The sequence below is a fragment of the Alicyclobacillus herbarius DSM 13609 genome (genome assembly GCF_000430585.1).
GTDB classification, from domain to species: domain Bacteria; phylum Bacillota; class Bacilli; order Alicyclobacillales; family Alicyclobacillaceae; genus Alicyclobacillus_G; species Alicyclobacillus_G herbarius.
In genome coordinates, this window is the sequence record NZ_AUMH01000031.1 from 1 (window position 1) to 19,963 (window position 19,963).

General features: G+C 52.6%; 18 protein-coding genes. 1 reads left to right on the plus strand and 17 read right to left on the minus strand.

Translation table 11 applies throughout. The features are described from left to right. The coding region (locus tag H522_RS0115095) for an IS607 family transposase (protein ID WP_026962966.1) at positions 1-318 on the minus strand (318 nt) is incomplete at its 3' end. A gap of 449 nt (positions 319-767) precedes the next feature. On the opposite strand from H522_RS0115095, the gene H522_RS0115105 reads away from it, so the two are divergent. Then, on the plus strand, positions 768-986 hold the full coding sequence (locus H522_RS0115105; RefSeq protein ID WP_026962967.1) for a hypothetical protein: 219 nt from the start codon (positions 768-770) through the stop codon (positions 984-986). A gap of 125 nt (positions 987-1,111) precedes the next feature. On the opposite strand, the gene fliS is transcribed toward H522_RS0115105, so the two are convergent. The 16 genes from fliS to H522_RS0115180 form a co-directional block, all read right to left on the minus strand. Next, positions 1,112-1,546 carry a flagellar export chaperone FliS gene (gene fliS / locus H522_RS0115110; RefSeq protein ID WP_035454332.1) on the minus strand — a complete coding sequence of 145 codons (435 nt, stop codon included), beginning with the start codon at positions 1,544-1,546 and terminating at the stop codon, positions 1,112-1,114. A 215-nt stretch (positions 1,547-1,761) separates the two neighbouring features. After that, entirely contained in the window at positions 1,762-2,754 is a 993-nt protein-coding gene (locus H522_RS0115115; RefSeq protein ID WP_026962969.1) for a DEAD/DEAH box helicase, read from the minus strand. A 123-nt stretch (positions 2,755-2,877) separates the two neighbouring features. Further along, on the minus strand, positions 2,878-3,321 hold the full coding sequence (locus H522_RS0115120; protein WP_026962970.1) for a hypothetical protein: 444 nt from the start codon (positions 3,319-3,321) through the stop codon (positions 2,878-2,880). Beyond that, on the minus strand, positions 3,315-3,686 hold the full coding sequence (locus tag H522_RS22575; RefSeq protein ID WP_081412197.1) for a nuclease-related domain-containing protein: 372 nt from the start codon (positions 3,684-3,686) through the stop codon (positions 3,315-3,317). The genes H522_RS0115120 and H522_RS22575 overlap by 7 nt, the downstream gene beginning before the upstream one ends. A 67-nt stretch (positions 3,687-3,753) precedes the next feature. Further along, positions 3,754-5,718 (minus strand): flagellar filament capping protein FliD, encoded by a 1,965-nt coding sequence (fliD, locus tag H522_RS0115125; RefSeq protein ID WP_026962971.1) that lies wholly within the window; start codon positions 5,716-5,718, stop codon positions 3,754-3,756. Positions 5,719-5,856: 138 nt separating this feature from the next. Next, positions 5,857-7,755, minus strand: coding sequence for a glycosyltransferase family 2 protein (locus H522_RS0115130; RefSeq protein ID WP_026962972.1), 1,899 nt, complete (start codon positions 7,753-7,755; stop codon positions 5,857-5,859). 193 nt (positions 7,756-7,948) lie between these two features. After that, positions 7,949-9,136, minus strand: a complete 1,188-nt coding sequence (locus tag H522_RS0115135) for a flagellin N-terminal helical domain-containing protein (RefSeq protein WP_026962973.1) — start codon at positions 9,134-9,136, stop codon at positions 7,949-7,951. 109 nt (positions 9,137-9,245) lie between these two features. Further along, on the minus strand, positions 9,246-10,364 hold the full coding sequence (locus H522_RS0115140; RefSeq protein WP_026962974.1) for a glycosyltransferase: 1,119 nt from the start codon (positions 10,362-10,364) through the stop codon (positions 9,246-9,248). A gap of 6 nt (positions 10,365-10,370) precedes the next feature. Then, on the minus strand, positions 10,371-11,438 hold the full coding sequence (locus tag H522_RS0115145; RefSeq protein ID WP_026962975.1) for a glycosyltransferase: 1,068 nt from the start codon (positions 11,436-11,438) through the stop codon (positions 10,371-10,373). Positions 11,439-11,628: 190 nt separating this feature from the next. Then, positions 11,629-12,027, minus strand: a complete 399-nt coding sequence (locus H522_RS22580; RefSeq protein ID WP_155836478.1) for an SIR2 family protein — start codon at positions 12,025-12,027, stop codon at positions 11,629-11,631. Then, complete coding sequence (locus H522_RS20730) at positions 12,020-12,595, minus strand: DUF6470 family protein (RefSeq protein WP_026962976.1); 576 nt, start codon at positions 12,593-12,595, stop codon at positions 12,020-12,022. Before H522_RS20730 ends, H522_RS22580 begins: the two co-directional genes overlap by 8 nt. A gap of 1,459 nt (positions 12,596-14,054) precedes the next feature. Then, a complete protein-coding gene (gene flgL, locus H522_RS0115160; protein ID WP_026962978.1) occupies positions 14,055-14,945 on the minus strand; it encodes a flagellar hook-associated protein FlgL in 891 nt (296 codons plus the stop codon). A 22-nt stretch (positions 14,946-14,967) separates the two neighbouring features. After that, positions 14,968-16,647 carry a flagellar hook-associated protein FlgK gene (gene flgK / locus H522_RS0115165; RefSeq protein WP_026962979.1) on the minus strand — a complete coding sequence of 560 codons (1,680 nt, stop codon included), beginning with the start codon at positions 16,645-16,647 and terminating at the stop codon, positions 14,968-14,970. A gap of 10 nt (positions 16,648-16,657) precedes the next feature. After that, positions 16,658-17,149 (minus strand): flagellar protein FlgN, encoded by a 492-nt coding sequence (locus H522_RS0115170; protein ID WP_026962980.1) that lies wholly within the window; start codon positions 17,147-17,149, stop codon positions 16,658-16,660. A gap of 647 nt (positions 17,150-17,796) precedes the next feature. After that, a complete protein-coding gene (locus tag H522_RS0115175) occupies positions 17,797-18,237 on the minus strand; it encodes a DinB family protein (protein ID WP_026962981.1) in 441 nt (146 codons plus the stop codon). A 201-nt stretch (positions 18,238-18,438) separates the two neighbouring features. Continuing rightward, positions 18,439-19,656: an MFS transporter gene (locus H522_RS0115180; protein ID WP_026962982.1), complete on the minus strand. Its 1,218-nt coding sequence runs from the start codon at positions 19,654-19,656 to the stop codon at positions 18,439-18,441. Between the last annotated feature and the right edge of the window lie 307 nt (positions 19,657-19,963).

The window sequence follows — 19,963 nt, forward strand, 5'->3', positions numbered from 1 at the left end:
CGCCTTTACGTATTCAAACCCAAAGCGCATGAGCCGATCCCGGTGTTCCACGACGATGGTTTGCACATGGGGATCCGCCAGCAACTTCATGAGCTTAGGCCGATGCCCATTTCGCCCCGAACCGATTTCCGTCACTCCCTTGACTACGACAAGCCTTTGTTGCGTCGCAAATTCGGTCAAGCGAGCGATTTGACGCTCTAAGTCCACCTTCTGATCAGAACTGGACACGCGCGCATAGAGCGCTACAGCTTTTTCCGCCGGTTCCGGCTCGTGTACGAGAATGGTGCCCGTTGGCGTCTGCTCAAACGGAACTGGCATGCGGCCTTCTTTTACCCAGCGTCTTATATGATATCCCATTTTTTCTAGCCCAATCACTAAGTTTCATAGATATAGAATATAATAAACGTCCATAGATGTCTATAAATTAGGGAGCAGTTTTCAACCCCATCGCGCCTAAACCAATCCAGCCAATGCTGCGAATGTTGTCCCCGGCCCTATCCAAGGGGTTCTGCGTTTCCTGCTGCATCGTTCTCCACTCCTGTCTGCTTCGGGTGGCAGAGAGAATTGAGACCACCCGTCTCCCCGTCGACAACCGGTTCGCCGATAGTATAGTATGGCATGAGATGAAATGGAAACGACTGCCCAGTGTTACCCCGGGTTTCACCCGCTATCTTACCAACGTTCCATGTAAAATTTTCGGATACGGGTGGACGTGAGGGAGCGCCGAGAACGCTGCGGCGCAGTACTTTGCCGAGGTAAAGCCGCTCGTGCCTGATACCACGCGGACGATTCACTTTACCAGCAAGGTCAAACTGTCGCCGTACGTATTGGCCTACCAGTTGCCCGGCGGGATGAATGATTTAGCTCTATTCAATCAACGTGGGATGATGGACTTCGTGAATGAGGAAGTAGCATTGCCGACACAGCAAAAATGGCTCGAGACACCTATTCTGAATGATGTGCTGACAACCCATAATGCCTCGTAGCCAAATTGGTGAAGAAAATACGGTGCAATGAGCCGGTGAAACGAAGCTCCGGTCTCATGGCACCGTCATTTCGGAACGCCGTGACTGACCGTTTTCTTCTAAAGTCCTCTACAGGGACGTCAAATTTAGCGCTGCCACACCGCGTCCGCGCCTGTCGCAGTGGGTGCGGCCCCATCTGCACCGTCCTCCTGCTCTTGGCGGGACTTGGCGGCCGCCTGCACCCATGTTTCGCGCAAGCCGCGGACGTGCTCCAGCACCTCAACGACTGGCGCCGCATCCTTCTTGAGATTCGCCTCGACCAGGCGACGATGAAAGTATTCGTACAGAGACGCCAGGGATTTCGATATCTCGTACTGCATGTCGAGCGGACCCCATAGACCCTCGCGGATGATCTCCTGTGCCTTGACCAGCTGCTGGTGCGAAGTGGCCACGTCGCCGCTCTCCAGGGCCACCTGCGCCCGCTCCAAAGCGGTGATGAGACCGTCGTAGAGCATGATGAGCAATCGCTCCCGACTGGCGGTCTGGATGGACGTCTGACGATACGCTGCGTATGGATTCATGATGAGCCGCTAACCCCCTTAGGATGATGAGCTGGACGAAGATCCAAGCATCCCCGCCAGGTAACTGGACTGGGTGCTCAGCTGGGCAATCGCCTGCTCCATTTGGCTGAATTCGTTCTGATTGTACCTATCGGCAACCGACTCGGATTCTTACGCTCGTTACCCAACCTGTGTTCAGAACCGTGTCGGGATGCCGTGGGAGTCTTCTTCCCAGATCATACGACTCCCAAGGAATAACGGGCAAAAATTTCTTCTACATCTTGTAACTCAGGGCACGCATTAAGACAAACGAAATAACCTGTGCTTTTCTCTATGGATTGCAAACGTGTAATCGCCACATACAAATAAGCTGCTGAGTCCCAGAATTCCCCATGGTCCTCTGCAACCAGGCCAGATTCCTTTATTGGCGTCAGGACTAGAATAATGCAAGGGGATTCCCAGCCTTTAAAACTGTTAATGGTAGAAACCTTTATCTGTCCGTTGCCTGGTTGAAAACGCCATTTATTATCACGTCGCTTTCGGTAGTCCTTCGACCGCGTTTCATCAAACACGTGCGTAACTCGATAGCCATGTTGAGTTAAGCAAGCCACGATAGGCAGCCCCACCCTTTCTGTAGTCGTGAGGATGGCCATATCGCCTGGGTGTACATCGCGTTCGCTGCTAAAATATTTGACGGTGCGCAGGACTCCACGTAGAACCGCAGGGCTATTTTCCTCAAAGTCAGATATATTTCCCCACAGGTAGTGGGAACCGAGGTTACCGCCTCGATGTGGGCCCGGTACTGGTTCCGGGTGTACGTCAAGTCCGTATTTTGAAGCAATGTGTTGAACAATGTCCGCCATTGCGCTGGGTAGACGGTGTGTGCGCAACAATTCCTTAGTCGAACCATTGAAACCCAACTTGTCGGGAGTGCCTATCAACCATTCAATGTCGCGACCATAAATGTTCTGCGCCGGATCGTAGACGACGAGAAACTGATCCCACGCTGGATTCAAGAAACGCTGTACCACTCTAATCCAATCTCGTTCAAAATCCTGCCCTTCGTCAATGAGAATGGCATCAAACATACAATCCGGACGGATGGACGTTCCGCACGAATCCAATCCTTTCGAGAATATTTCAACCCAATCCTTGCTCAGAATTCGATTCACGGATTCTGGATCTCTTTCTTCAATGGGAGGAAGGTAAATCGCATGCTTTTCCGCCACCCATGTCATCCAGTTATGAAAATGACGAATCACAAGATTCCGCTTGATGGGCGACGGGTCCGTTGCTTCGTATTGCCAACGTATCAGGTCGCGAACATAGTGACGCAGTGTAATGTTGAAGGTTCACACCAATACGCGCTTTCCTTCCTCCAACAACCGTGCGGCTTGCGTGGCCAAGACTACGGTTTTCCCCGAACCCGCAATTCCTCGCAGGCTTTGGTGAAAATGCGGATAAATGGCGATACACTCTTGCTGCTCATCAGTTAAACGAATGGGAAGGAATCGCTCTTGATCATACTGAGTGGGACGCAGCCACGATTCCAGTTCTGCCACAAATCGCTTAAAGTGTCCCCCTTCGATGAATTTCGAATTGACCCGAGAAAGTGTCTTTAACCCGCAGTTCTCGAAGTCACCATGGCTGATAGCATCCAGGTTTCGACGATCCAAAAGCCCACGAACGTCATTGTTCCCACGACATATTTTCGCCGCTTGTTCCCGAGTTGCATAATGAAAATAGACGACCGTCTCTACGACGGCGAATGCGTCCTCGCCAAACCGATCTACCATATCATTAAATTCACGTACGTAGAATGGTAAATATTATTGGCATATTTCCGGCATTGACTGATTGGATTGAGGTATTTTTTCCACTTCCAGGAACTATCTAGCCCCTGTATATACTGATCATTGGAATAACGGTATCGCCCATTGCTAAGATTCCCGTCTTTAACTTCAATTATAATTACGCCTTTATCAGGATTCACCAGAATGATGTCAGGTCGGTCACCATTTAGGTGTGGTTGTTCGTAGATAGTCCATCCGGGCAAATTTGCCTCACTGAGAATCTTGAGTATATGGGACTCACCTTCAGTAGGAACTTCAGTCCGACTGCGGTCACGAAAGATGGCGGGTCTTGAATGTATGGATTCCAAAGCTGTCTATCCTCTCACGCGGGGAATCTTAGCGTACTTCTTTCCTCCATCACGATCTCACTTGGGCTCAGCCACCGGCTCCTGTCTGACCGAGCATGGAGAGGAGCGCACTGGCCTGGTCGTTGAGGGACGCCAACGCCTGCTCCATCGCAGAGAACTGGTCTTGGTAGCGTTGACGCAACTGATCCAGTTGCTGCTGCATATCGGTGGCCTGGTTGTCTAGGTCTGTGATTTGCGTGCCCAAGAAGCTGGTGTCCAACGCATCTGACGCAAACAACGTGGACAAGTCACCTTCCGGGTCAATCAAGTCATAAGGCAAAATGGAACTGCTCGTGCTGCTGCCAGTTGAGGACGATGTACTGCTCGATGTGCTACTTGATTCGTTGGTCGTGGTCGGTGCCATGCCAGCCATTTGCTGGATGGAATTAATGGAACTGAAAACCGAATTATACATCTGTACTGCGATGCCCTGTTGACTTGTGTCGTTACTGTTCGAATCCCCAGGCGAGGTAAAGAGCCGCATGACAGACTGCGGATCGGCCTGGAGAGCCTGGGTTAACTTATCGGTGTTGATTTCGAGCAGTCCATACGTGTTCCAACCGGTCGTGTACACGCCCGGCGCGGTATAGCCCGTGTCGACACCGTTCATCGGGTTATACGGTTGGATGCCGATGTCCGCCAACGACTTTAAGGTTACGCTCTGTCCGTTAATAACGGAGGTGGGCTGTCCACTCACAGTCGCCATGGAGACGTTCTCCATGCTCGACATGGCACTCTCCAACAGGTCATCGCCATTGAGAAGTCCCGCTTGGGCCTTTTGATTCCATTTATCAATTTGGTCCTGCGTCATCTGCGAGGCTTGTTGGCTTGTCAGCGGCAGATAGTCAAAATTCGGCACCTCATTGTATAACCCTTGCATCTTTTGCAAGGTGGTATTGTACTGCTGCACGAAATTCGTGATGGTTTGAACGATGCTGCTGACGTCTTGGGTAACCGTTATGGTGGTTGGCTGACGAACTCCATTCGCATCGATTGGTGAAACCCCGCTTAGGTTTAGCGCGAGACCGCCAAACATCGGCGTGTTGTTGCTGCTGGTCGCCTCCACGCCGTTGACGCTATAGACCGCGTCCTTTGCTGCACCGCTCGAGAGTTCGGACGGCGGAATTGCAAAAACCCCGTCCACATCGGTCACGCTGATGGGCGAATAGACGTTTGCATCTGCCACCAGTTGAATCTGCCCGTTCACGATTTGCGCCGTAACGCCAGTCTGGCTCTCGTAGGAATTAATAAGCCCCGCGACGTCGGCAATCTTGGCGCCCTGCTGGAGGGTAAACTTCTGGCCGTTGATGGTTACGGTCCCACTGGTTGTGAGGGCTCCGCTGGCATCAAACCCGGTTGTAGTGACCGGACTCGGGCCAACCATTCCGAACACCTTCTGAAACAAGTTCCCGCTGTCCTGGTTGACCACAATCTTTGCACTGCTGCCCGTGGCCGTCGTCTGGAGAATCACTTTATTGGAATTCGCATCATAAAAACCGCTCACGCCGATATCTATGTGGCTGGTGATAGCCGAGAGCACATCGCTCACTGTTGTGGTGGTCGGATCAAAGGTTAACACGGTGCCGTTGTTAATCTGAAGGGTGACAGACGTACCCGTTACACCCAAATCCGAGAGTTTTGCATCCCCATAGTTCGAGACTCCCGATGGAGCCTGTAAGGGTACAGTCGAAGCGATGGTAGCACCTTGAGCCAATTGGGAAACGACCACCTGATAACTCCCTTGCGCCGTTAGGGACGTGGCCGTCGCGCTGACCAGCGTGGAGTTGGAGGAGGAGACCTGCTTTGCCAGGAACGTCGACTGTAGCTTCAATGGCGCCAGCGCATCCTGTAAGTCCGACAACGATTGGCTGACCTGATGGTAGAGATCCTCTTTCCACTGCAAGATCTGCCGCTGTTGCAGTAAGCTCACCAGCGGTTGCTCGGCGGCTTGCATCAAGCCGTTGACGATGCTGTCCGTGTCGATGCCCGACACGAGGCCCGAGATACCTCCAAGTCCGGACGAACCGAACAGGGAGGATGACGCGCTATTTGAACCGTTGTTTGAGCCTGATAGTGCACCAATGTATGTCATGGGACGTCACCTCCATCGTACGTTTTGCAACTCATAAAGCTAGACCACAGGGGTGGCTTTCAGCCGAGACAGCCAGATTTGCGAAAGCAACTTGGAACCTGGATAGACCTTTCTGGCTTGGCGAAGGATGTTCTCCGTCCCCTCTGGATGAAGATCGCATTCAAGCAAGTAGCCTATTACGCTACGAACCTCTTCTGACGGTATCAAAGCCTTGTCCAACCATTCCTTGGCTCTGTGTGCATCCCCCTGACTCATTGCCATGCGGGCTTTCCAATCTGCCTCCTCATGAAACGCAGGTTCTCGGTTCAGAAACTCGTTCGACAACAGCCCTGTATGCAAGGTCGTGTGTGTAATTATTGGAAAAGCAACTCGCAAGTCAGTTGCTTTGTGTACGTGATGCCGAAGAAAATTAATTGCGTTGGCCGCCAACAGGTCCTGGATGACGGGGGCGATGTTCCAAGTAATTGCCTGATCCTTGCCCATCGATATTCGCATCAGGTATTGACCCATGGCCCCGGCCTGACCCCAATACTCATGGGCCGCCGATTTGTCCCCCTGCTCGTATGCGTAAAGCCCTAACCACAACGGATTGCGAGTCGAAGGAGCTAAACCAGACCGCACCTCGTGCGCGAAGCGAGCGCGTGAGGAGTCTAGCCGAGTTCCCCAGCGTTTCTCCGCATCGTCGATGCATTTCTCCGTATCTTCATAGCCACACGCGGCAACAAACTCGATAAACTCTTTGTATCGATCCGCCGAAGGGATGGTTGAGCTTAGGAGTTCCCGAAACTCCTGGGACGGCGTGAGCATCACCAGCCATGGAATGATCCCCGGCGCGGATACTCCCTCCTGAAAGGCGGTCATGAACCATTCCCGTGCTGTCACTTCGTCACCTAGGCGAAGCCATAGACGACCGAGGTGGCGGGCAGGTATGAACGTGTTAGCTCCCTCAATCCCTTCAGCCTGATAGTCGGTTTGTCTATTCTTGATGGACCGGCAACGGTCCATTGCCTCCATCGCCAATGTGTATCGTTCATCGTCGAGACAGAGTTCTCCGTATAGAAGCCATATGTTTGCACTGTCTGAAAAAACGCTGATCCCTTCTTTCAGCATTCGCTCAGCGTAAGAACGTTCTCCAAGTTCAATTAAGGCAACGCTCAGCAATCTATAAATGCGAGGGCCGTAGGGTGGCCATTCTTTGCGCCTTAATCCGCAACATCCTTTTATATCTTCAACGAGCGTACGTCCCAGTTCCTTGGCCCGTTCCCATTCACCAGCAACCACGTATTCAACTAACCTTTGGTGCTGATTGTACCAACGCTCGGACTCGTCACGATAGGTGAGGGTCTGCGCCTCCGCCTCTAACAACATCTTGTTTCGTTGGGATTTCCCTTTCATATTCCGATATTCGTCCGTGTATCCAATATGGTGAATGGGTATGTCCAGTCTCTCAATCCTTCCACCGCTGCTTATAATCGATGGAATAATTTGCTCATGGATGGTTCGTGTATAACGATGTCGATTTCTAAATAAACGAACCGTGTCCACACATATCATGTTGTTTGGAGAGCGTATACTCCCCATATATGATTTTTGAACCAAAGAAACCCCTTCAGCATCAGTCGTCTCGATGATTTCGCGAAGCGAATGCTTCCGCGACGGATCAAGAAATTCATCCGCATCTAATACTAATACCCAGTCACCCGTCGCCTGATCCAGAGAATAGTTCCGCGCCGCCGAAAAGTCGTTGACCCATTGAAAATGATACAACCGGATCACATCTGGGTATTTGCTGATATATTCCTCTATAATTTCAACCGTCCCGTCACTTGAACCGGTATCAACTAGGATCATCTCGTCGACAATATCTACGGCACTCTCAATCATCGTGCGTACGACTGCTGCTTCATCCTTTAATATGGCACAGAGTGATAACTTCACAGAAAATCCCCTTCGAAAACTTATTATTCGGTCACCGTGAATCGACAACCTAGTGTTTTGATTAGGGAACCTGCACCGATGAGAAGACACATTGCTTATTCTCACCACTGCATGTTTCCTAAAGTTTGATATCTTGTAGCGTTATGCAGTGAAGGCCATAGCCTCCACTGCATAGCACTCACGGAAACCAGCATTAACCGAGCAGCTTAAGAACCAACTGTGGCTGCTGGTTGGCTTGCGCCAGCATCGAGGTGGCCGCCTGAGCGAGGACGTTGTCCTTTGTGAATTCAGCCATCTCTTGCGCCATATCAACGTCGGTGATACGAGAGGATGCTGCAGTTAGGTTTTGGGACGACGTACTGAGGTTATTGATGGTGTGCTGCAAGCGATTTTCGTAAGCCCCCAGCTTTGCGCGCTCCGTAGAAACCGTTTGGATGGCCTTATCAATCGTGGTAATCGCCGAATTGGCCGCTTTCTGACTCGATACGTCAATTCCTCCGACCTTAATTGTCGTGTCAGTCGTAGCAGCAGTTTTCAATGTAAACAAAGTGACCGTTCCCGCCGTGAAATTTTGGCCATCTGTCGATGTTGCGACCACGTTTCCATTGGAGTCCTTCAGGAGCGAAACGCCACCTGTAGTGGTTGCAACATCCAACGTATACGTCCCCGCCTGCAGACCCAAGTTGTCCACCTGAGTATATCCCGTTGCCGTCGCAACATATGTCTTGCCACTGTCCGTACTGGTCGCAACCACCTTACCAGTACTATCTACCAAGTTATAGTTACTACTGCTCGCTACTACATAGTACGTGCCAGCTGTAAACGATCCGTTATCGTTCGAGACGGTAGCAGACTCTTCCTCCCCGACCTTACCTGCCACACCTAACGCGAAGCCTCGCATGTCGTTGATAGACAAAGTTATATTCTGGTCTTCATTGGCGCCAATTTGGAAAGTGCCGGTGAATGAGCCATCCAAGAGATTTTTCGTGTTGAATTGCGTTGTATTGCCAATACGAGATAGTTCTTCGGATAATTGGTCCATTTCTTGTTGAATCTGCGCGCGATCCGCATCCGTGTTGGTATCATTAGCCGACTGATCAGCTAACTGACGCATCCGTTGCAAGATGCTTTGTGTTTCGTTCAAGGCGCCTTCAGCGGTTTGAATCAAGGATATGCCGTCTTGAGCATTCCGAGAGGCCTGGTCCAAACCATTAATTTGTCCTTCCATTTTTTGTGAAATAGCCAGACCTGCCGCATCGTCGGCTGCGCTATTAATCCGCTTACCCGAAGACAATTGGGCCAGGGCATTCTGGAGCGCGTTGTTATTAAGATTGAGTTGGTACAACGCGTTCATCGAAGCAAGGTTGTGGTTGATAATCATTCCCAGTTCCTCCTTTGCCTCAGTCGGATGAAAACCTCACCCGCTCAATGGATATATCGGAAGCGCGAGTTGAATCTTGCATCCGATCATTAGAACCGTTCAATCTTCATCAATTGGATGCAAGTGACACAGCAGAGATTCGTTTTCGCTGCGTAAAAGCGCGCGCCTCGTGGAGCGCAGCTTCTATTTGATCCACAACAAACTCCTTTCGGTAAGCCTGTACCGATTGTTCACACTGTTCCGGTGTGGGCAAGTGCTGCCTACCATCAATCAAGTCCTGTAGAATAGTAGCCAACTCCCCTGCATTTCCGGGCTCAAAGAGCCAGCCATTGGTTGGCATTACAATGTCACTTGGCCCCGCACAATTCGAAGCGGCAACTGGAATGCCTCTAGACAGTGCCTCAACAAGAACCATTCCAAATCCTTCGTAATCGGATGTTAGGACGAGAAGTGAAGCCTCGCGGACGTGATCCCAAGGTTTTTCCTTCCATCCAGCCCAATGGATGCGACTATTTATCTTCAGTTGGTCAGCAAGGTTCTGCAGTGCAGCACGGTCTGGACCGTCACCGATGATTGTCAACCTATAATGACCCCGCAGTTGGGACAGCGCCTGAAATAGTACGTCCAAACGTTTTTGTTGATTGTGGAGTCGACCTATGTAGAGTAGCTCAAGCTGCTTGGTAGCACGTGGGACTCTAGAAATGGATGAAAAGTCAAACGGGTTTCCAACCACATGTAAGGGGGCATCTTGCAATAGCGCGCGTCGAATACTGTCGGCTACACCGGCTGAAATCGCCAAATGAGCATCCGCGTACTTCAATAATTCTCCACCGCCGAACGCATCTACCGGCCCGTGCAGCCACGTTACAATGGGGGGCTGTTGGCTTTCTAGATATGCTAGCGAGAGTCTGCACATCAGCGAAAAGTAAGGTGTATGGGTGGCCAGTACAACGTCGGGCACACCCATCTCCGTGAGTAACTGTCTGTATCCAAGGGCATGGCGAAAGATGGATATCTCACCGTCATAAGCAGCCCGATAGTGCAACGCAACCGGATCGTAGTAATACATGGTAGGGATCGTTTGCAGCCAGGCTTTGTGCTCTGGGGGTTCAAACTGAAACAGTCTCACTTTATGGCCACGCTTCTGCAGCTCTTGTGAAACTATAGATAGGACTGTTTCCAAACCGCCGCGTCCCCAGGCGCGTCCTAAGACGATATCGATAATCAAGTCGTATCACCTCTGTCTGATGAAGGGAGATATGCTTTCGAACATACGGTGGATAACCTTTTCTATGGAAAACTTCTGCACGGATTGACGGGCGGCGTGTCCCATGTTCTCGCGATCCTCACGAGACAGTGAGTGAAAGTACAGTAACTGACGATACAGCTCATCGATATCCCCTTGTCGAAACAAGAGCCCGTTCTCCCCATCGGTTATCAGGTCTTTCGGTCCAGTTGGACAATCTGAAGAGATAACCGGAAGTCCTCGGGCCAATGACTCCCCAATCACCATTGGAAGACCCTCAAAGTCGGAAGTCAGCAACAAGGCAGAAGCTCTTTCTATTCGTTCCCATGGATTCGTCGTCCATCCATGCCAGGTAATTTTTTGGTGGATGTCCAACTCCCTCGACAACTTAATCAGCTTGTCTCGCTCTGGACCGTCACCATAGATCTCCAAGGACCATGGAAACTCCAACCTACTCAACGCCTGAAACATAATGTCCAATCGCTTCTGCGGAGCTAATCGCCCAAGATAAACGTAGTGGTGATAGTCATGCACCAGCTGAACAGGGCGAACCGTAATCTCAATGGGATTCCCCACCCAGTGAACAGGCTTCTGGTTCTTCGTTAGGTCTGCAACCATGGCTGCGATATCTCGCGAGATGCACCAGTGTAAATCTGCATTGTTAATTAGATTGGGGCTGTTGAAGATGGTCGGTGGTCCATGCAACCAGGACACAATGGGCACATCCTTGAGGTGCCCGAACGCCATTCGACCATAAAGAGAGGTGTGCGGCACGTGAGTGCCTACAACCACGTCTGGGGCGGGCAGGTGAGCACTGAGCATCGAGAGTCCAATGATGCGGTTCGCTACATTTTCCAAGGCAGATGGCGAAGGACACGAATTGACATCGTAGTAATAGACGTTCAAGTCTCGTTCCCACTCCGGGTGCTCGCTTGGGTGTGGAAGCAAGATAAGTGGCTCATGGCCGTTGTCTTTCAAGTAATCCGTTATCTCAGAAAGAACAGTTTCAACGCCGCCACGCCCACCTAAATGCTCCAGAACAAAAAATATCCGCAAAGTCTCCCCACTCCTGAAAAGAGTTATTGATGGATGTGGAAAACAGATTCACCAACGATTATACAGCGTTACAACTCAGGTTCCCATTTCCATTCGTGAACCTATTTATCCTTTTATACACAATTTACATTACATACAATCATTCTCTTATACGGACACAGTACCCACGGCTAATTTCAGCAATGGTTCCTTAGTCCGAAATTGGTTGCCAATCCAAACTGACTGCTTCCTCGTGAGATTGCGCAGTATTTGATGACCTGCCAAACCACGTTGCTCTGGCCATGCTGGCATCATTGTACTTATAAAGATCCTCAAATTCATCTTCAAATCGGTACCTATTCATATCGGTCCTGAGATATCCGTACAAAATACAACCGTGAAGATGAAGAATCCGACTCCGTTCATGTGTTTGCAACTGCCTAGGATCAAACCTGGAGTACCCGGCCCCTGTATCGACGTAACCATCCTCTAGCTGGCAAGCAACGCTTCTTTCAATACAGGTGTCGTAATTGAGCGTTGCAATGTCCCACTTACAGCGCGATGTGGCTTCCGACCAGAATGAAGAAAAGCGCAGGGATTGTCTAAGCATACGCGTCGACTAACTCCCCCACCGGCGGCGTCGACACCTCGACCGAAGCCTTCCGCTCCAGATAAACCTGGACGGCCCCAAGTGTGGCAGAGACATGAACTGGGTGCACCTCGACACGTTCATGCACCCGACCGTTACGAAGTTCAAGCGATAGGCGGCCGGGCGTGTAGTGGATGTGAACGGAGAACGGCCTAGGCATCAGATCGGGTACTACTTCACGGGACGATTGTGCGGTTTGCATGAGCCAGTCGGCGACCAGTTGACGGCCGTTTGCTACAGAGTTCAGTTCCCGGGTCAGATTGGCTCGCTGGGAAAGACGGGCGGCTAGTTGAGACTCAGCTTGCTGCACGCTATGTTGTAAAAGCTCGAGCGAGGGTATGCGCCCGGCGTCGGCAAATGCCTGTGTCTGGTCGATGTCGAGTTTTCCCGGCGTCCTTTCTACACGTAGGTCTGGAGGCTCAATCGAAATATGTAGGTCTGTGGGCTGGCTGTGGATGGACAGATTGGCCGGAATCACGTGCAGTCCGATGGAACCAAGCGTCTGGTGAATCTGCAGCTGAATTGCCATCAGCATGCCTCCTAACCTGCCCATCATGTCGATCTAGCAATACCATAGCCGTAGACCAGATTGTCAAACCCGTTGTTGAACCTCATTATGCAAGTACATGAGTTGCCAGCAGACCACATAATGACTCGAGCGCGCCTACGACAGAAATGTAAGAGTTGTAGGACCCACTTTTACAGAACCGAATTGTGCTGTGCGTGCGCCGCGCTGGGCATATCTCGAGCCCATAACCAATTTTGTACATGCCGGCATTCCTCGTGCCCTCGCAAGGCGTCAATCTGAAACCTCCATCTCCAAGCGAAGCCCTAACGACGTTTCAATCCATGTACGTTGACTTTCGGAATGAGTTTCCCATTTCTTGATATGACCGCCTTCAATGATCCCTGCACGCGCCAGTAGTTTAGGCAACTCTATCGCTAAGTTCCCCTGGAATCTATGTTTCATGAGTGGTGAAAGTAATGAACTCCTCATCCCGACGCGAAGACGAACCGTCTTTTGGAAACTCTCGAACGAGGTACGTCGGTATGAGAACTTGAATTCGGTTGAGAGATATTTCTCACCGCTGATTTTCCACACCCTTAGTCGTTCTAGCTCATCTCCTGGCTGTAGACCTTGTCGTGATAAGTCCCTACCCGCCGCAATCGAATTGCCAGCATGATGTGCGCCTAACAAGTGCAACGATGACGCCAACTCTGACATGAATGTAGCGCCAACCAGTACATCGGGGTCACACCAAAATCCGTCAAGTACAAAACTGGGGTCTACCACCTTAAAGACTGCGTTATGTCGACTATTATACTTTGGAACAAATATCCCGGCTGCCAGAGATTCCCCACGCCGTGAACAGGAAACGCCTAGGGAATTAAAAACGGAATCCAATGTTTGAACCTGCTTCTTTCCGTCTTTCAATTGATTGTCAAGCTGTCCTGGGCTTTTCTGTGTCCCTTTGCATTCAAATATATGTATTCGACTCTGGGAATCTAGGGCGATATAATCTGGAGTTCTGCCTCTCCGATAGCTCCTGACCGCATTTGGAAGCTGAAAATAACTTGGATGCTGCAAGGCATATAACACTGGCATAATGTTACATAGACCCAACGATTGTTCTAAGAAATAGGAGGAGAATCCAACCCCAAAATCGTCGCTTAATATTGTCTTTTGATGAGGATCCAAGTCATTCCATTCACTCCGAAGTCTTAGATCCGGGCTGGAATCCAACGCTGGAAGATAGCGAAGACAAGCCCATGGGGGTAACGTAAAGTCCGCGTATATCGGCGGCGAAGTTCGTTTAACCGTGTGTAACAACACGGCGTACATATCTACGGTTCGGGTTCCTTGTAAGCTCAACAGCCCTTGGGGCACCGGGTGCGAAGATGGCCAGGACGCCGCATCAACTACTACTTCGATCCTACGATTCAACTTAAGCCTCCAGAAAAGGTCACTTGTTTAAAGTTTCAGGGCGTTACTTCAGAAAATCCACCAAGGTCGGCTGAATCACCCGCGACGCCACCAACAACGAGGCGGTATGTACATTCTCTGCCGCCTGGAGGTCGACAATGACCTTCGCCATGTCGGCGTCCTCGGTGTTCGACAACAGGGATGTGATATTCTGGGTCATATCCTGCAACCGGTTCTGCGCCAACTGCACACGGTCCTCACGCGCACCCACATTCGCCTGAACCGCGAGCATTTGATTGTACCGGCTATCAATCTTTCCTAATACGTCACTGATGGCCTGCGCATCGTTGTTATTTAAGGCGTCCTCAAGTTGCTTCGCGACGGCAAACGCGTTGTCCGCATCCGAGGGTGCGCCAAAGTACGAATTGCCGCTGACGTTGACGGGCAGCCGCGCGTCCCCAATATCGTACAATACCGAGCCCGTATCGGTCACAACCGTCGCAGGGTCTTTGTCTTGCGGATACGGCGCCTGCGTGGTCAATTGGCCATTAAAGATGTATTGGCCGCTGAACTGGGTGTTGGCGATAGACACCAGCTGGTCGTAGAGTTGGCCGACCTCGGAGGCCATGGCCTTTCGGTCATCGGGGGAAAAGGTATCCGAGGCGCCCTGCACGGCGAGATCGCGCAGACGTTGCATGACCGTATCCGCCTGTTGCATCGTGGAATCGGTATATTTTAACCAGCTCTGGGCCGCTCCCGCGTTGCTCTGATATTGCTGATAAGAGGCCAGCTCGTCTTTATAGCGGAGGACAAAACCGACCCCGACCGGATCGTCAGAAGGTTTATTGATACGCTTCCCGCTCGCGGCTTGGCTCTGGAGTTGACTCATGCGAGTATAGTTGTTCTGAATGTCGCTCAAGATCTGGCGGGTCAGCATCGTCTGGGTGATACGCACATCCATCGCCTCCTAGGGTTTATCAGCGACCAAGGTTGATGATGGTGTCCAACATCTGATTGATGGTAGAAATCATGCGTGCGGAGGCGCTGTAGGCCTGTTGGTACTGAATCATGTTGGTCAGTTCCTCGTCGATGGAAACGCCAGAGACCGACTGGCGCTGCTGGTCAATCTGGCTGACCAGCGACTGCTGGTTGCTCACCTGCTGGTCTGCAGTCTGAGATTGGATACCCAGCCCGCTGACCACCGACTGCAAAAACTCGCTCAACGTCCCGTTCATGGTGGCCGCCCCCTGGCTGGAGCCCGTACCTCCTGCGGTGAAGTCGTCAAACGTCATGGTGGCATCCTTCATCGTGCTGATGGTTATCGCCAGGGTGCCGTCCCCTGCCTTCGCCGTTAAGCTGGCCCCAGTGCTGGACGGATTGACCGTGAGACCGACCGCAATTTGGTTGACGTCCAGTCCCACCTGAATGTTCGCCGCCATAATGGAGCCCCCTCCAGCCGCAGTGAAAAACGGGACGCCTGTGCCGGTTGGACTATAGCCAAGAGCCAAAAGACCATTCAAGCCGTTTACCGTAACCGACGTTCCCTGGGGGATGACCGCCATAACGGTACCGTCGGACAGTGTCTCGGTGGATAATGGCTGTCCGTTCAACGTTAATGACGAGACCGGCACGCCAGCCTTATACGACGTGCCATCCGGCATCGTGACCGGAACGGGCAGGTTACCCGATTGGGGGAGTGTCCAGTCCCCTGCGAGCTGAATGGTCATAGGACCGTTCGCCAATCCGGAAGCAAAGCCGTCGAGCTCTGATTTATACTGATTGGTCAGGACCATGGATTTTTGAATGCCAGCAATTTGCCCGCCAGTGATGGTACTGACGTCGACCGTATTAGGCGAGGTAGTTTGCTCGAGCCCGTCCGTGCCGGGCGCCACTCCGTTGACCGAGAACACATTCAAAACCTCATCGTCTTTCACTACGACCTGACCGCCGATGGTTACCGTGTAGTGGCCGTTGGCGTTGTCAATCGACACATCGGCCAGATTGCTCAGTTGGTCCACCAACAGGTCTCGTTGATCCAGGAGGTCGTTCGGTTCCTCGCCGACATTGTATACTGACGTAATCTGACGGTTGAGCTGGGCGATTCTCACCAGATCTTGGTTTGCCTGGGCGACGTTCGCAGTCAGACTGGCGGAAAGGTCACTGTTCAAATCCTGGAACTGCTGCGCCATTTGGTTCAACGTCTGCGCGACCGTCTGCCCGTCCTGCAGTACGAGGGTGCGCGTAGCCAGGTCGGACGGATTGGAGCCCAACTTGCTCCAGTCATTCCAGAACTGCTGCATCACCGAGGACAGGCCGGTATCTGAAGGCTCGTTGATGATAGCCGAAATCTTGTCGAGCGTCCCCTGCTCGGCCGTCCACTCGCCAAGGTACGTGTTCTGCTGCCGGTACTGCTCATCCAGGTAGGAGTCGCGCAGCCGCGTGATCTGCTGAATCTGTACCCCAGTTCCAATTTGCCCTGGCGCAGCACTACGCAAGCCGGGCACTTCGAGCGCCGTCGCCGCCGTTAGATTGACCCGCTGTCGCGAATAACCGGGTGTGTTTGCATTGTCGATGTTATGCGCAACCGTTTCGATAACCGCTTGGTCGGCCATAAGACCGCGCAGCGATGTCTGAAGCCCGAGAAATGTGCCAAGCATGAGATCCCTCCTACGCTTGAATGTCCAACAGCTGTCCGCCCGAGTGCCTCTGTCGATAAGGACCGTACGTATCCGTCGCCAGCGCGCGTGCCAGCCACTCCGTAAACTTTTGTTGATACATTTGCGCCTGGGCAACCAACTGACGGTTTGTATCATTCGTGCGGGCCAATTCCGCTATAGCCGCCTGCAAACGACGCGCGGTCGACTTCAGCTTGGAAGCCGCAGCCGGATCTAATTTATCAGCCAACCCACTGACCGTCAGTGAGCCTGCGTCCACACCGAGTCCTCGCGCCACATCCGCCGTTACCACCTGTCGATCCCGCTCGAGTCGCTCCACTTCGGCCAATTGATTCTGCATCTCGGCAACCGCCGCTTGCATCGCCGTCAAATCACCGGCCACCAGAGCCTCTTTCTGGCGCTGTGCCAGATTGGCCAGCCGCTCGTAGGCAACGGACATCCGCTCCAGGATGTCAAGGATGACTCGCAACTGCTTCGCGTGCATCGACTCCCCCACTTTCCTACACCGCCTCTCGGCGCATAGGGTATATCCATTACCGGTAAACGCCAACCATTCCCCACCATTTTATCCACAGGCTTCTCCTATCCGCTGCGCTGGCAGTGGTTTCACGATTCGTTCCCTCTATAATTTTATCGGCAGGTTGTCCAGAAACTTGAGTGCAAACCCGTTTGGAAAATCTGTGCTGGGTGGAGCATACACGCTGAGGGGGCTGTCGGACACTATTATGGCCAGGAAGGACAATGTACGGGCTGTCTGTCGTTCTGACTCCCGGCGTCCTCACGGCTAATTCGCGCAGGAATTTCATCTTCTGGGAGTGCCCGGCTTAGCCCGGTGAACCGAAGTAGCTTTGGATGTCAACATCGCCCCCCAATTACCTGTCCGATTACAGGATTTCCAGATGTGTTCGAGCGTTTTGTTTGGCATTGTGCTATAGAAGAAGCGCGTGCCTCTCGACGTGCTTCATACCAAACAAGGGCTGTCCCGATGTGCATCATCAGGGCAGCCCTTGTTTCGCTCGGTAGCCGACCTATTTTACGGATGATTGCCACCGCGCCGAGCGTCTCCGGTTCAATTTGAAAATCGGCGCTGCTGCGCAGAAAGCACACAGGTTCCGGGATATCCCTTCCCCTCTAACCGAAGAGCTTCTTCACCAGCGGAATCTGGCCGCGGTGATGCGCAGTATGGGAGATGGCGTAAGCAATCAACTGACGCTTGTTCAGTTTGCCAACGCCCAAATTCATCCCAGGCGCCGTTAAATCCTCCGCCTGCAACGGCTCGAGAACGTGCTCGGCATAAGGAAGCGAATCCGCCCATGCTTGGCGAACAGCGTTGAGATCCCAGGAATTCGCCCGGAATGGGGCGCCCACGTCGATATCCTCCGCTTGGCCTCCCACCGCCGAGAAGAACTTCCGTTCCACCCGCGTGACGTGCTCTATGATAGAAGCGATGTTGTTCCAATTCGGTAAGGGCTTTTTCAGCCACTGTTCGTCGCTCAAATCCGCGACCATCGCGTCGATGGTTCCGTGTACCTTACTCAGCAGGTCATACAAATCGGCCACTTCTTGAATCATCCCGTGCGCCTCCTTACTGTGTATCCTAAGCCCGAAACGGTTTCGTGGAGCAGGATGCCCTTCTTCTATCGGTATACTCCTTTACCCGGATATTGTCCACCGCACCGCATGTCTATCAGGTGCAGAGACGACCGGTCTCAAGGTACAAGATTTAAGGTACAAGATTTACGGCCCGTAAAAGCGGCAATCCCCAACGCCTGTTTACGTCCGAGCGCGGGCGTGCTTGTGGGTCCGCGCCTGCGCGACTCCAGCCAACTCCAGGGACTTGTTCTGGAGATACGGCACAAAGACGGAGCAGACCAGCATCGCCACGAGGATGAGATAAAACGGCAGGCCAGTCAACTGGTGCAGCGGGAACAAAGCCGCATAGACCAGGATGCGCGAGACGTTGAACGTGTTCTCCCGCCAGGTGAACAGCCGCGCCGAGTGCATCGGCGCCAACTCGCTAAACAGCGCATACTGCTGCGCGTTCCATACGGATCCAAAGTAAAACATGCCGACGGTGGTGAGGAAGTTGGACACCACGCGCACCCAGGCGTTTGGACAGACGGCGAGTAAAAACCCGACGGCAATCAACACGACGCCGATATTCATCCAGTGCCTTCCGGGCAGTTCCAGCCGTTGATAGAGACGCAGCGCCACCACGCAGGCGAGGGTGTAGCCCATGCTGAGGAGACCAATCAACACCTTGTTCCCGGTCACGCTGAACGTCAGGATGAGCGAGAGGGCCGATTGGAACTGGAAGAACAGCGCTCCGACAAACAGCCCGGCGTGCATCCAGCGCAGACTCGGCGTCGGGAACACGTCCCGCCAGGAGATATGGCTATAGAACGATCCGCCCGTTCCCACGTCGCCTTTGTACGTGATGGGCGGGACAAGGAACGAGACGGCAAACATGGCGAGGACAAACAGAATCATGAGCAGGAATGAACTGTTATAGCCGAACCAATGAATCACGAGGGCAAACAGAATCGGGTTGACCAGACCCACCACCTGGTTGATGAGATTCTGGTAGAAATAGAAGGCGGAAAACTCCTCCCCGCGCCCGAGGCGGATGATGCAGAGGTTTTGCCCGGAGTAATAGAAGCCGCCAAACAGGCCGGCCGGAATGGCCACGAAAGCAATCCACAAATATTCGTCCGGGATTTTCACCAGACACAGCACCGCAAACGCCGCCAGCCCGGACAGCGCCGACAACCGCATCGGCACCCGGCAGGAAAACCGCGTCAGACTGGCGGCCCCGGTGGTAAACCCAATACCCCAGGCGATAAAGAGGACGATATTGTACCAGCAAAGCTCCGCAATGCTCTGGTGCCGCTCCCAAATGTACAGGTTGACAAAGATGCCCATGAACGTGAAGATGACCAAAAACACCGACGACATGAGCAAAATCCGCCGCAAGTCCCTTGGCAGACCCATCCTGGCTTCCCCCGTTGTTTCCCAGATTGCCAACGCGCCCGTCAGACACCCCTCAGAAAACAGATACAGTCTAAACCCGCCAGGCGGCGCTGACAATAGGGAATTTGCGCATCGGTGGCGCTTACAGATGCGGTGCTCGGGGTTGAGCCCGTCTCAGGTCAGTTCCCCGGTAGCTGTACCCCTACCCTGGGTGCGCTGCGGCTTAAACCGATCCATCTGCGCCGCGTAGAACGAGCCGATGACAAACACGGCCGCGAGTGCCTGGGCTATCATGTTCTCCCAGTTGTTGAAGACGGAGAACCAGGTG

Bases quoted from the DNA above. Each gene is read 5' to 3' on its own strand.
- H522_RS22580 (WP_155836478.1), bottom strand. From the start codon at position 12,027: ATGCTTAGACAATCCCTGCGCTTTTCTTCATTCTGGTCGGAAGCCACA.
- H522_RS0115120 (WP_026962970.1), bottom strand. From the start codon at position 3,321: ATGGTAGATCGGTTTGGCGAGGACGCATTCGCCGTCGTAGAGACGGTC.
- H522_RS0115170 (WP_026962980.1), bottom strand. From the start codon at position 17,149: ATGCACGCGAAGCAGTTGCGAGTCATCCTTGACATCCTGGAGCGGATG.
- fliS (WP_035454332.1), bottom strand. From the start codon at position 1,546: ATGAATCCATACGCAGCGTATCGTCAGACGTCCATCCAGACCGCCAGT.
- H522_RS0115175 (WP_026962981.1), bottom strand. From the start codon at position 18,237: ATGATTCAAGAAGTGGCCGATTTGTATGACCTGCTGAGTAAGGTACAC.
- H522_RS0115180 (WP_026962982.1), bottom strand. From the start codon at position 19,656: ATGGGTCTGCCAAGGGACTTGCGGCGGATTTTGCTCATGTCGTCGGTG.
- H522_RS20730 (WP_026962976.1), bottom strand. From the start codon at position 12,595: ATGGCAATTCAGCTGCAGATTCACCAGACGCTTGGTTCCATCGGACTG.
- H522_RS0115135 (WP_026962973.1), bottom strand. From the start codon at position 9,136: ATGATTATCAACCACAACCTTGCTTCGATGAACGCGTTGTACCAACTC.
- flgK (WP_026962979.1), bottom strand. From the start codon at position 16,647: ATGCTTGGCACATTTCTCGGGCTTCAGACATCGCTGCGCGGTCTTATG.